Annotated in this window: 9 protein-coding genes; 7 read left to right on the forward strand and 2 right to left on the reverse strand. The window is 34.5% G+C overall.

The genetic code is table 11. From position 1 onward, the window contains the following. Window positions 1-17: 17 nt before the first annotated feature. The 4 genes from AC1Q5Z_RS13965 to AC1Q5Z_RS13980 all read left to right on the forward strand — a co-directional run bounded on the left by AC1Q5Z_RS13965 (window position 18) and on the right by AC1Q5Z_RS13980 (window position 8,037). Window positions 18-3,035 (forward strand): SusC/RagA family TonB-linked outer membrane protein, encoded by a 3,018-nt coding sequence (locus AC1Q5Z_RS13965; protein WP_343584290.1) that lies wholly within the window; start codon window positions 18-20, stop codon window positions 3,033-3,035. Between the two features lie 28 nt (window positions 3,036-3,063). After that, on the forward strand, window positions 3,064-4,575 hold the full coding sequence (locus AC1Q5Z_RS13970) for a RagB/SusD family nutrient uptake outer membrane protein (protein WP_198857918.1): 1,512 nt from the start codon (window positions 3,064-3,066) through the stop codon (window positions 4,573-4,575). 173 nt (window positions 4,576-4,748) lie between these two features. Then, window positions 4,749-5,993 (forward strand): glycoside hydrolase family 99 protein, encoded by a 1,245-nt coding sequence (locus tag AC1Q5Z_RS13975; RefSeq protein ID WP_198857919.1) that lies wholly within the window; start codon window positions 4,749-4,751, stop codon window positions 5,991-5,993. 25 nt (window positions 5,994-6,018) lie between these two features. Continuing rightward, window positions 6,019-8,037: a glycoside hydrolase family 97 protein gene (locus AC1Q5Z_RS13980; RefSeq protein WP_198857920.1), complete on the forward strand. Its 2,019-nt coding sequence runs from the start codon at window positions 6,019-6,021 to the stop codon at window positions 8,035-8,037. Between the two features lie 370 nt (window positions 8,038-8,407). Here AC1Q5Z_RS13980 and AC1Q5Z_RS13985 read toward each other — a convergent pair whose 3' ends face one another. Beyond that, entirely contained in the window at window positions 8,408-9,322 is a 915-nt protein-coding gene (locus AC1Q5Z_RS13985) for a hypothetical protein (RefSeq protein ID WP_492445424.1), read from the reverse strand. Between the two features lie 176 nt (window positions 9,323-9,498). On the opposite strand from AC1Q5Z_RS13985, the gene AC1Q5Z_RS13990 reads away from it, so the two are divergent. The 3 genes from AC1Q5Z_RS13990 to AC1Q5Z_RS14000 all read left to right on the forward strand — a co-directional run bounded on the left by AC1Q5Z_RS13990 (window position 9,499) and on the right by AC1Q5Z_RS14000 (window position 12,794). Continuing rightward, window positions 9,499-9,975: a MarR family winged helix-turn-helix transcriptional regulator gene (locus AC1Q5Z_RS13990; RefSeq protein ID WP_278021097.1), complete on the forward strand. Its 477-nt coding sequence runs from the start codon at window positions 9,499-9,501 to the stop codon at window positions 9,973-9,975. 60 nt (window positions 9,976-10,035) lie between these two features. Next, window positions 10,036-11,457: an MATE family efflux transporter gene (locus AC1Q5Z_RS13995; RefSeq protein ID WP_488755507.1), complete on the forward strand. Its 1,422-nt coding sequence runs from the start codon at window positions 10,036-10,038 to the stop codon at window positions 11,455-11,457. Window positions 11,458-11,630: 173 nt separating this feature from the next. Then, window positions 11,631-12,794: a hypothetical protein gene (locus tag AC1Q5Z_RS14000; protein WP_492445426.1), complete on the forward strand. Its 1,164-nt coding sequence runs from the start codon at window positions 11,631-11,633 to the stop codon at window positions 12,792-12,794. Window positions 12,795-12,866: 72 nt separating this feature from the next. On the opposite strand, the gene AC1Q5Z_RS14005 is transcribed toward AC1Q5Z_RS14000, so the two are convergent. Then, the gene (locus AC1Q5Z_RS14005; protein WP_278021100.1) at window positions 12,867-13,301 is read right to left on the reverse strand and encodes a DUF6526 family protein; all 435 of its coding nucleotides are present in this window, start codon (window positions 13,299-13,301) and stop codon (window positions 12,867-12,869) included. Window positions 13,302-13,338: the final 37 nt, after the last annotated feature.

Raw genomic sequence — 13,338 nt, forward strand, 5'->3', positions numbered from 1 at the left:
TTAAAACACCAATTCTAATGAATAGTAAAAATACAAAAAGCGTCCTGCATCAAATGTGGACTGCTAAGGCAGCGGTATTGATGATTTTTATGCTTTTTCTTTCTGCTAGTACTTTCGCGCAGACGAAAAAGCAAATCTCAGGAACCGTTTATGACAATACTGGTACGGTATTGCCAGGAGCTTCTATCATTGAAGTAGGAACAAAAAACGGAACAACAACAGATTTTGATGGTAAATTTAACCTTCAGGTAGCCGTAGGAGGTGCAATCGAAGTTTCGTTCATCGGATCAACAACACAAAAAATTCAGATTACTGGAAATAGTGCTAATCTTGAAGTGCGTCTGCAAAATGATGGGTATACATTGGCCGAAGTACAAGTAGTTTCTGTAGGTTACGGAAAAGTAAAAAAAGCAGATTTAACAGGAGCGATTTCTACCGTTGGTGCAGATGAATTGCTAAAAGGAACTATTGGTTCTACAGAGCAAGTTTTGCAAGGAAAAGTAGCCGGATTAAGTATTATACGTCCTTCTGGAGATCCAGCTGCAGGTTCTACAATTCGCCTTCGTGGAGGAACTTCTCTAACAGCAAGCAACAGTCCGTTAATTGTGGTAGATGGTATTGCAGGAGTTGATATTAACGTGGTTCAGCCTTCAGACATTAAATCGGTTGACGTTCTTAAAGATGCTTCGGCAACGGCAATTTATGGTTCTCGCGGAGCAAATGGGGTAATTATGATTACTACAAAATCGGGAACAAAAGGGGTTTCTGTTGTTTACAACGGACAAACTGGTATTGGTTATGTGAGTAATAACTTAGATCTTCTTTCTGCAAATCAATGGAGAGGATATGTACGCCAGAATCAAATTGGAGATGCGGTAGATTACGGTGGAAATACAAACTGGCAAAAAGCAATCGAGCAGACAGCAATTTCTCAGTCTCATACTTTAAGTATCAATTCTGGTAAAGCAGATAGTGGTTTTAGAACTTCACTTTCTTACTTAAATAACGAGGGAGTTATTAAAAAATCTGGATTAGAAAGATTAAGCGGAAATGTTAGTGCTTACCAATTTCTTGGAGATAACAAAGAAGTAAAATTTGATATGGGATTATTTGCAAACATTGACAAATGGCACCCAATTGATTACAGAATTTTTGAAAGAGCTTATAACTTAAACCCAACAATTCCGGTTTATGATTCAGAAGGAAATTTCAGTTCGATAGTAGCAAACCTTTATCAGAATCCTGTTGAGATTTTAACAAACAGAACTTTTGATAACGAAAGACATAGACTTTTGGGTTACTTTAAAACAGATGTAAAATTCTTAAACGACTTTACTGCTACAGCAAATATTTCGTTAGAGCATAATGCAGTAAAAGGAGGTACTTACAAACCATCTTATGCAGTTATGGAAGGACAGACTGAAGGCGGTTATGCACAAAGAACTTATGATGAATATACAAATGCACAAGGTGAACTTTATGTAAATTACAGCAAAGTAATAGACAAACACAACATTGGTGCTTTGGCAGGGTATTCTTATCTTGAAAACATTTATCAAGGTTTTGGAGCACAAAGAGGTGGTTTCGTAACAGATGCTTTCAGTTATAATAACTTAGGTGCTGGTTCTAACTATCGTTTAGGCGATGTGTATTCATACAAAGGAAAATCTAATTTAGTGTCTTTTTATGCTCGTGCTAACTACGGTTACGATGGCAAATATTTATTGACTGCAACAGTAAGACGCGACGGATCTAGCCGTTTTGGAGAAAATAATAAATGGGGAACTTTCCCATCTGCTTCTGCAGCATGGAGAGTTTCTAACGAAGAATTTATGAGTTCTACAAAAGGATGGTTAGACAATTTAAAAGTAAGAGTTGGTTACGGAGTTACAGGAAATCAAGATGGAATTGGAGAGTATAAATCGCTTTCTATTTTAGGAGTTGGAAGCGACAGTTACTATGATCCAATTACAAAAACTTGGAGTTTGGCTTATTCTCCAAAACAAAATCCAAATCCTGATTTGAAATGGGAATCTACAGAACAAGTTAACGTTGGTTTTGATTTCGGACTTTTCAATAGAATTACTGGATCATTCGAATATTATTCTAAAAAGACAAAAGATTTACTATACACATACGAAGTGCCTCAACCTCCATATTTAGTTGGAACAATGTTGGCTAACGTTGGTGAAATGTCAAATAAAGGAGTAGAGTTAACTTTGAATGCTGACATTATTAGAGGAGATAAATTCAATTGGAATGCGAATTTGACTCTTGGACATAACGTTCAGAAAATCGAAAAACTTTCTAACCCAACTTATAAAACAGATGTTATCTACAGCGGATCTCTTCATGGTTTAGCAGGTATGTCTGGACAATATTCTCAAATTATTGCTGAAGGATATCCTGTTGGAACGTTCTGGGGATTCAGAAATGCTGGTTTAGATGCAAACGGAAAAATTCAATATTATAACGCGGCAGGACAAGTTGTTGACGAAAGTGCATTGGTTGATGCTGATAAAACAGATTTAGGAAATATTCAGCCAGATCTAACTTTAGGTATTGGAATGAATTTTACTTATGGAAATTTTGATCTTGGATTTTCTGGATACGGAATGTTTGGACAAAAAGCTTTAAACGCGACAAATATGATGTTGAACGATCCAACTAGATTGCCAGCTTATAATGTGCCAGATGCTTTCTTAAGCAGCGGAATTACTTCGCCTCCAAAATATTCAGATTACTGGATCGAAGATGCTTCTTTCTTCAGACTTCAGACATTGACTTTTGGTTATACTTTACCATTGAAGTACAAGAAATCTAAATTTAGAATGTATGTAATGGGCGAAAACTTATTTGTAATAACAGGTTACAAAGGTGTAGATCCAGAGATTGGTTTAAATGCTCAAGACGGAATCAATCAGACTGGAGTAATGGATAAAACTGGTTTGGCAGCTCCTGGAATTGACAGATACAACAATTATCCTAGACCAACTACTATTTCTGTTGGATTAAATTTTACGCTGAATAACTAAGCGAATTGATAACCATAAAATATTAACAATGAAAATCAAAATAACAGCAGCCATACTTTTAAGCATGCTTTTTACGGTATCATGTACTGATTTGAACGAGCAGCTGTATGATCAGGTAGAAGATGGAAATTTCGGAAATACAACCAAAGAAGTTGATGCGCTGGTAGGTGGGGCTTATTCTTCTTTAAGAGGATTCTCCGATGCAATCTCAAATAATTTTCCAACTTGCGAATATGTTTTCTTTTTGAATGAAGTAGTTTCAGACGAAGCTACAATTCCGACCAGAGGTACAAACTGGTACGATGGAGGACAATACCAAGACGCGCAAAAACATACTTGGAAAGCAGACAATAGAATGATTCTTTCTGCTTGGCGTTACAATTATACTGGAGTTGCTAAAATAAATGCGATTATTTATCAAATCGATAAATCATCTCTTAGCGATAAATCAAAAGAACCGATTTATGCAGAATTGAAAGCACTTAGAGCGTATTACTATTACAATCTTTTAGATTTATTCGGAAATGTGCCAATTGTAACCAATTTTGAAGATACATCTCTTCCAACCAATTCAACTAGAAAAGAAGTTTACGATTTTGTTGAAAAAGAATTGACAGATGCTATTCCGCATTTAAATCCAAATGTGGTATATTCTAAAATGACTAGAAATGTTGCTTATTCTATTTTGGCTAGATTGTATCTTAATTCAGAAGCGTTTATTGGTCAGCCACGTTGGCAAGATTGTATCAATATGTGCCAAAAGGTTACAGGATACAGCTTAACACCAGATTTCTTTTCGAATTTCGTAACAGAAAATCAGACTTCGCCAGAAATTATTTTTGCAATTCCTTACGATTCAAAAGCAGGAACAGTTGGAAACTACATGAACTCAATGTCTTGCCATTACAATCAGAATCTAGCTATTTCTGCAATTCCAAACAATTATCCTTGGAGTGCAAACGGAATGTGCGCGCAACCTGGAGTTTATTCTTCTTTTGCAGATACAGATAAGAGAAAAAAATGTATGCTAGAAGGCGATCAGATCAATCTTGCGACAGGAAGTGTAATCATTATGAGCAATGGAGAGCCTCTTACTTATACAGAGAACCTAACAAGTCTTGAAGATGCGAAAGAAAATGAAGGAGTTCGTTTGCATAAATACGAAATGAAAGCAGGAGAACAATGGGAACGTGATCATGATTTTGTTTTAATCCGCTATTCAGAAATTTTAATGATGCAAGCAGAATGTTACGTGCGTTTAGGTTCGCCAGATTTAGCAAGACCATTTTTAGAGCAAGTTGCGTCTCGTGCAGGTGAAGAATTGCCAGCAACAATTGATCTTAAATTTATTGATCAAGAGTTACTGAAAGAATTTACATTTGAGGGAAGAAGAAGAACAGACAACATCCGTTTCGGAACATTCTTCGAGCCATGGTGGTCAAAAGGCACAACGGAAAAATACAGAGCAATTTTCCCAATTCCAAGTACCGTTTTAACTACTAATAAAAATCTTAAACAAAATCCTGGGTATCCAAATTAGGTTACTAGAATGTCAGTCTTCCATGTTGGTTAGTCGTGGAAGGCTGACATGTTTTTAAAATGATTATCTGCGAGGCTTTATTTAGCCACAGATTAAAGGATTTTCACAGATTAATAATCCTTTTTAATCTTTTAATCTGTGGCAAAATATAAAATAACAAACAGTACATCAATATGAAAAGATATATCACATCGTTGGCTTTTGTTTTGATGAGTATTGTGATGGTTGCCGGTTGCAGCAGCGATGACAAAGGCTCAGACAAACCAGTAGAACCAGAAAAAACAAACCCTGTTGCGATTGAGAAAACCAACAGCACCAAAATTTATATGCACTACATGCCGTGGTTTGAAACCAACGAAAGCAGTGCCGATAAAAAATGGGGATATCATTGGACAATGGCAAACAAAAATCCGAACAACGTAGGGGCAAACGGCCGAAGAGAAATTGCATCGTACTATTATCCGCTGATTGGGCCTTATCACTCAGGCGATAAAAATGTGATTGAAAATCATTTATTGATGATGAAATATTCAGGAATTGACGGAATTCTCATTGATTGGTACGGTACTTACGATGTAAACGATTACGGAATGATTAAAGAAAACACAGATCAGTTAATTGAAATGCTCGACAAAGTTGGTTTAGAATATGCCATTGTATACGAAGATCGATTCTTGACAAATGTTGTAAATGCAGGAAAAGCAATTTCCGTAACCAGTGCAGCAAAAACAGATTTGGCATATGTAGAAAAGAATTATTTTTCTGATGCTAATTATATTAAGATTAATGGTAAACCGCTGTTAATGAATTTTGGACCAATTGTTTTGAAGACCCCAGCTGAATGGACAAATGTCTTTAATACTTTAACAGCAAAACCAACTTTCTTGACACTTTGGGATCACTCTTCATTGGCAGGAGAAAATGCTTCTGGAGAATATGCTTGGGTATACAAAGACAATAGTTATCTTACTAATTTCTATACTAATACCAAACCAAAATTGGGTGTAGCAATGGGAAGCGCTTATCCAGGTTTTAAAGATTTTTATGCCGCAGGCGGAGGCGGCGCTGCTATTGGATGGACAATCGAACATAACAATGGAGCGACACTTGATGAAACTTTGACTTTGGCAAAAAACGCCAATGTAAATTACCTGCAGCTGATTACGTGGAATGATTTCGGTGAAGGAACCATGATTGAACCAACGGTTGAGTTTGGTTATTCTTTTGTCGAAAAAATAAAAACTTTCGCTGGAGTAAAAAACACAGAAAGCACATTTCCAGATATCAGCAAATTGTATGATTTACGCGTACAGAAAAAAGGAAATGTCGAGGCCCAGAAAAAACTCGATCAAGCTTTTAATTATTTTGTTTCTATGCAACCTGCTAAAGCAAAACAAGTAATGAGCGAAATTAAATAGAGCTGTAATTAATACAATTTAAATAATGAAAAACAGAAAATATAGATACTGTCTTGTGGCTTTAGCATCAATGCTGGTTATGGCCTGCAGTACTAAAAAAACGTATAAAATCAGTTCTCCTGAAAAGATCTCTGAATTAACTTTTGAATTAACGCCTACTGGACAGCCTCAATATAGTTTTTCTTCTAACGGAAAATCGGTTATTGAGCCTTCTCTTATGGGATTTGAGTTTCAAGGCTTGGCCAAAATGACTGATGGTTTTGAAGTCGTTTCTACAGAAGAAAAAGCGGCAGATGAAACTTGGGAACAACCTTGGGGAGAATTCAAAAAGGTAAGAGATCATCATAACGAACTGATTGTTCATTTAAAAGAAGCAAAAGGCGAGGAGCGTTTAGTTGATATTATATTCAGAGTTTTTGATGATGGAGTTGGATTTCGTTATGAATTTCCAAAACAGCCTCATTTAGGAAAAGTTAAAATCTCTAATGAAGTAACGCAATTTACTTTTAAAGATAATAACGAAGTTTGGTGGATTCCAGTTCACCGCGAAAATAGTTATTACGAAAGTGAATATCGTAAAACATTAATGAGTAAAACAGATACGATTAATACGCCTGCAACTTTTGAAACCAAAGACAAATTGTATGTAGCCATTCACGAAGCCAACTTGACAGATTTTGCTTCAATGACGCTTTTAAAAACTACAGACAAACAGTATAAAAGTGATTTAGTGCCGTGGGCAGATGGTGTAAAAGTATATGCAGAAACACCATTTAAAACACCGTGGAGAACTATTGTTGTGGGTAAAACTCCTGGAGATGTAGCAACTTCGACTATTATGCTGAATTTAAATGAGCCTTCAAAAATTGAAGATTTATCTTGGATCACTCCATCAAAATATATTGGAATCTGGTGGGGAATGCATTTAGAAAAATATACTTGGGGACAAGGGCCAAAACATGGTGCGACAACAAAAAACACAAAAGAATATATTGATTTTGCTGCGAAAAATGGTTTTGATGGAGTTTTAGTTGAAGGATGGAATGAAGGCTGGGACGGAGACTGGACTGCAGACGGTTCTGCATTTAGTTTTGTAAAAGCATATCCAGATTTTAATTTGGAAGAAATCACCAAATATGCTGCGATGAAAAATGTTCGTTTAATAGGACATCATGAAACGGCTGGAGCAACTAAAAATTATGAAAACCAATTGGAAGATGCTTTCAAATTGTATCAGAAAATGGGAGTGAACTCAGTAAAGACGGGTTATGTAAACAAATATTTGGATAAAAAAGAATGGCATGATAGCCAATACGGAGCGCGTCATTACAGAAAAGTGATCGAAACTGCTGCTAAATATCATATCATGATCGATAACCACGAACCAATGAAAGGAACGGGTTTACAGCGTACATATCCAAACTTTATGTCTCAAGAAGGCGGACGTGGACAAGAATATAATGCATGGTCGGTAGACGGAGGAAATACACCAGAGCATTTAACAACTTTGCCATTTACAAGAATGCTTTCTGGACCATTTGATTACACGCCTGGGAACTTCAATTTTGATTACAAAACTCCATCTGGAGCAAAAGTGCAGACTACTTTGGCAAATCAATTGGCATTGTATGTTATTATTTTCAGTCCGTTGCAAATGGCTTCAGATTTACCTGAAAATTATGAAGGCAAACCAGAATTTCAATTCGTAAAAGATGTGCCTTGCACTTGGTCTGATACTAAAGTATTAGATTCTAAAATTGGAGAATACACTACAATTGCCCGTAAAGATTGGGATGAGAAGAATTGGTACTTAGGTTCAATCACAAATAGAAATGCAAGAGACTTAAAAGTTGCTTTGTCATTTTTAGATAAAGACAAAGAATACGAAGCAGAAATCTATGCAGACGGACCTGGAGCAAATTATAAAACCAATCCGTATCCAGTTACAATCTCTAAACAAAAAGTAAACAGCAAAACTGTTTTAAATATCAAATTGGCAGCTGGCGGAGGAACAGCAGTAAAATTCTCTCCAATCGAAAAATAGTTTTTTTTAAGATTCTAAGATGCTGATAATCTGAGTTTCTAAGCTTCTGAGAATCTAAGTTTATAAAGTTTTATTTTGAGTTAAGTAAGTTTAAGTTTGGCAATAAACCCGATAGCTTTAGAGTTATCGGGTTTATTTTTTTGTTTCAGGTTTTAGGTTTGAGAGACTTTGATTATAATTTTACCGCAAAGCGCACAAAGTTTTTTCGCAAAGTTCGCAAAGGTTTTTTATTGAGGTTTTGTAAAAACATATAGTTCGCAAAGCTTTGTATAAAAACTTTGCGAACTTTGTGTAATCCTTAGCGCTCTTTGCGGTTAAAAAAAACTTAGAACCTTAGCAACTTAGAATCTTAGCCTCTTAGAGAGAACCTTTATCTTGTAACTTTAACATGCTTTCCAAAAGTATACACCGCTGTTATTGTTGGTCCATTATATCCCCATTTTAAGAAACCGTTTAAACGTTCTTGAACCGTATCTATTCTAAAATTTAAACCGGTATAGCCCGCAGTAAGGCTAAAGTTATCTACTACATTATATAAAACCGATAAATTATAGCTTATGATTCGGCCGTCGGTGTCATTAATTTTTACAGCAAGATAATTTACGTTGGCATATAAACCCCAGCGTTTTCCGAGAACAAATTCTCCCCATATTCCAACATCTGGAAGCGGAGCAGTAAAATTAAAGCTATCACGATATTCTACACTTTGCGTATTAGCATTTAATTTTAGGCCTAAATCTGTAAAAAGAACATGCGCACCAATTAACAGTCCAGCCTGATATTTTGGTTTGGATAAAATAGCGTAACCATAAGCAATTCTAGCAATCTGTACATTAAAAGTACCACGAACACTTCCGTTAATTGGATAAGTATGATCTCCGAAATTAATATCTCTTTGCAGCGTTTTTGTTGCAGTTCTGTCTAGTACAAAATATTCAAAACCTAATCGGGATCTTTTGGATATACGCCAGTCAAATGTTCCTAAAAATGATACGGTCGACTTAGAAAATCCTAAATCATTTTCAAGATCAATTTCAGTTCCTATATTTCCGTTATTGCCTTCAACCTGAACTTGGGTATTATTTACAGGAAAAAATCCACCCGCAGAAACTTTAAATTTTCTATTGTGCCACGGCAGATCTTCTAAAGATGTATCTTGGAAATCATCTTTTTCAGTTTTTACAATTGTTGTTAAGTCTTCGTCTTTGCTAGTTTCCGCAACTGTTTGAGCGTTTAGCGGAATCCAAAGGAGCATCATTACCAAAAAAATAAATAATTGTTTCATTAGAGTAGTTTTTTAAGTTTTTATTAGGTAATATTTAACAATTAAAGTTAGTAAAAATAATCGTTCATTTTTGTTTTTAAGATCGAATTATTTTCACGAATTACCTGGTTGTCAGTAAAATAAGAATTTTTTTAGAAAAATAGTTGACATGTCACTCTTTTTTGTAATTTTGTCCCATGGAAATTAAACATACCGATAAAGAGAATTTTTCAAATTTTTGGAAAGAAGAAATATCAGATAGTTTCTTCTTTCAGATTCACCGTATTAAAAGAGCAATTTTTAGACGAACTAATGCGTTAATGACAGAAGCGGGAATCACCTTGCAGCTGGAGCAATTGCCACTACTGATGATTTTGCATCATAAAAGCCTTTCGCAGAGAGAATTGTCAGACAAAACAATGCGCGATAAATCGTCTATTTTGAGAAGTATTTCAGCCTTAGAGAAAAAGAACTTAGTTGAGGTGGTAAAAGACAAAATAGATAAACGTAAAAATATCGTGAGTCTTACTGATGAAGGGATTTCACTAGCAAAAAGCATCCGATTGCTGATGAAAAGAGCAGAAGAAGAGGTAATGTCTGTTTTTTCGCCAAAAGAAAGAATAGAAGCATTGAATGCCGTAAGGTCTTATGCAGATAAGTTAGAAACGCTCTAATTTTTTTTAAACTTTAAAAGTTGATATATCAACTGATTTTTAAATAATTATTTTGAATAAATGAAAAAAAATGAATTGTTAGAGGGGCCAATCCTTTCTTCATTATTAAAATTAGCAATTCCGATTATGATTGCTAATTTGCTACAAGCCGCGTATCAGTTAGTTGATGCTTTTTGGGTAGGACGCTTAGGTGGCGATGCTGTTGCAGCGGTTTCGATAAGCACACCCGTAATATTTTTAACCATTGCTTTAGGAACCGGATTGGCGATTGCAGGTTCTATTTTAATTGCACAATATTTTGGAGCAGGAAACCAGAAAATGGTTAATCACGTGGCGGCACAGACTTTGTCAATGGTAATTATCGTTTCTATTTTCTTATCGATTATAGGATATATTCTGAGTCCATATTTCTTATATCTGTTAAAGGTAGAGCCTACAGTTTATGTTGATGCATTAGGATTTATGCGTGTAGCATTTGTAGGTTTAGTTTTTAGTTTCGGATTTATGATTTTCCAATCGATTATGCGTGGAGTGGGACGTGTAACGTTGCCCGTTTATATTGTTTTGGGAACGGTTATTTTGAATTTTGCATTAGACCCGCTGTTTATTTACGGATGGAAATTTATTCCAGCTTTAGGCGTTAAAGGTGCTGCTTTGGCTACTTTATTTACACAGCTTTTGGCTATTATAATTGGATTTGCAATCTTGTTTAGAGGAAAACACGGAATTCATCTTCGCATTTCAGATTTTAAACCTGATTATAAACACATAAAAAGAGCTTTTGAAATTGGTTTTCCATCTTCAATCGAACAATCTATGCGTGCGTTGGGAATGATGGCTATTACATTTTTAATTGTTCGTTTTGGAACTTTAACGGTTGCATCGTATGGTGCGGGCTCCAACTTAATTCAGCTTATTTTAATTCCCGCCTTAGGTTTATCTATGGCGATTGCTACTCTTGTTGGACAAAATATTGGTGCTGGAAATGTTGATCGTGCTGCCGAAATTTCAAAACTAGGTGCTTATTTAGGTTTTGGATTATTGACCGGTCTCGGAATCATAGCGTATATATTTGCACCATATTTAATCGCTTTTTTTGTTCCAAATGATCAAGCAGTTATCGAAGGAGGAACAGAGTTACTGAGAATTACTTGTCTCTCTTGGGGATTTTTAGGATTGCAACTGTGCCTAACAGGAGTTTTTCGCGCTGTAGGAAACACAAAATTGCCTATGATTCTAACTTTGGTTTCGCAATGGGTAATTCAATTTCCATTGGCTTATATTTTATCTCACAATACTTCTTTAGGCAAAATCGGAATTTGGTGGGCCTTTCCAACGGCTTCTGTTTTAACTGCTCTTATTACATTAATTATTTATGCAAAAGGAGATTGGAAGAAAGAAAGACTTACTGGTAAAACCAATAAATTGATTGATAAGGTTGAAAGCGAAATTGTTAAAGAAGGATTTGATATTTCTAAATAAAGTTCCTGACATGTTAAGACACTAAGGTTCTAAGATTTTTTGAAGACGCATATTAATGCGTCTTTTTTTTAAATTTTTCTTACATTTTTTTGATATTGAAAAAACAAAATTTCAGTATCTTTCAAACTTTGTAAATAAAAACTTAGCATCTTAGTAACTTAGCAACTCTAAAAATGGCCAAAAATCTAAAGCGTTATTTCGTAAAATCTCTTATTATATTAGCCTTAATTCATTTAGCTTACTTTTTATATGGTTATTTTACTTTTGAAGGCCTAAAGAAAATAGACATCTATACCGAATTTTATCGATTTAAATTTTACGATGACGTTTCAATTTCGCACTTCTTTGTAAGTGGTTTGTTTTTACTTGTATTCTTGATATTTTTAATTCGAAACCATTCTAGAGAAAATTACAAAGGAGTAAATTTGCTTAAAATTGGCATTTGTCTACTATTTATTTCATTTCTGACCTTTTCATTTTTCGTTAGCTATAGTTTCGGAATGAATGCTAAATTGAAATCGGAATTGTCTGAAAATGATTTTAATAAAGACAAAAAACTTTTGAATGTATTAAATCCATTTTTATATAAATATACTTCGTATACTTCTGAAAAATTGTTCAATTACGAGAATATATTATATCCAAAACCTTATCCTGTAATAAAAGAAGTAGATACTATCGAGCCTGGCGAATATCCTATTACAGAAGACAATTATTATAGTATCGATACCATAAAAGTTTTAACAAGCACTTTTGATAAAACAACAAGTAAAGCAGATAGTATTTTTGAAATTATGGGTTTTGATAAAGAACAACTGCACAAAAGAATGATTTCGAAAAGGATTATAGGAGATAGCACAGCCATTATTTTTAAAAGTGTTCCTGTACATCCAGAACACGACGAGGATATTTGTATTTTCCTAGAAAACCAGTCTTTGTTTAATCCAGTTTATGGAGATTCTATTGACAAACAGCAATATCAAGCCGCTGTAGATCGATATAAATTATTATATAATACAAAGAAAGATTCGTTAACATATACTTTTCAGAAATTGGATACACTTCTGAAGAAATACAATATAGAAACAAATTTGATTCCGAAATTGCTGACTCAAGATGCATATCATTACAGAGATAATCACGGGGAACCTTTAAACAGAATTCGAAATGATTTTGATAGAAAAGCTTTAGCAGAAAAATTTACAACTTTAGATAAATTATTTTACCAACCAAATTACTTGCATCCTAATATTGCTGCAATCTACTTTGCTGTAATTGTGATAGTTTGGATCTTTTTGTTTTTGTTTTACATTCTTTTCAATAAGAAAAAGGTTTAGTAAAAATAACAACGGCAAAATCAACTTAAGTTTTAAATTGATTTTGCCATTGTCATTGCAATTAGATTTTTACTAAACTCTATGATAATCTGCTTTCCAGTGTACGATTGCTTTTTTGATTGCATTTCCAGTTAAGTTATTTTTTAAAACGTCTTCAACAAGCGGAACTAATTCGTTGTCTGGCGCAAAACGCAATGCAAATATTTGATCATCTGTAAGCTTGTATTCAAATTCTTCAAATCTTTTCCCTGTAAGGGTAAAGTAGCGGTAACGCATTTCTAAACGTACAATTCTGTTTTGAAGCGTTAGCGCATAATGCTGTCGCAGCATGTAGGCTACTGCAAAAAGAAATACAAAAGCTACGCTGATAAAACCCCATATTAAATGATCTTCTGTTGTAATAGCCAAATAAACGCTAGCAACTAAAAATAAAATTAAAACAGGATAATATATAAAATGGTGCGGAGTATAAAATCGTATATGATTGTAATATGTCTGGATTTTCATGTTTTTATGTTTAAATGGCAGCCTATAAAAACAAAGC

The sequence above is a fragment of the Flavobacterium sp. GW823-FHT06G12 genome (assembly GCF_058794775.1).

Coding starts and splice junctions, on each gene's coding strand:
- AC1Q5Z_RS13995 (WP_488755507.1), top strand. CDS start 10,036: ATGAAAAAAAATGAATTGTTAGAGGGGCCAATCCTTTCTTCATTATTA.
- AC1Q5Z_RS13975 (WP_198857919.1), top strand. CDS start 4,749: ATGAAAAGATATATCACATCGTTGGCTTTTGTTTTGATGAGTATTGTG.
- AC1Q5Z_RS13965 (WP_343584290.1), top strand. CDS start 18: ATGAATAGTAAAAATACAAAAAGCGTCCTGCATCAAATGTGGACTGCT.
- AC1Q5Z_RS13980 (WP_198857920.1), top strand. CDS start 6,019: ATGAAAAACAGAAAATATAGATACTGTCTTGTGGCTTTAGCATCAATG.
- AC1Q5Z_RS14000 (WP_492445426.1), top strand. CDS start 11,631: ATGGCCAAAAATCTAAAGCGTTATTTCGTAAAATCTCTTATTATATTA.
- AC1Q5Z_RS13985 (WP_492445424.1), bottom strand. CDS start 9,322: ATGAAACAATTATTTATTTTTTTGGTAATGATGCTCCTTTGGATTCCG.
- AC1Q5Z_RS14005 (WP_278021100.1), bottom strand. CDS start 13,301: ATGAAAATCCAGACATATTACAATCATATACGATTTTATACTCCGCAC.
- AC1Q5Z_RS13970 (WP_198857918.1), top strand. CDS start 3,064: ATGAAAATCAAAATAACAGCAGCCATACTTTTAAGCATGCTTTTTACG.
- AC1Q5Z_RS13990 (WP_278021097.1), top strand. CDS start 9,499: ATGGAAATTAAACATACCGATAAAGAGAATTTTTCAAATTTTTGGAAA.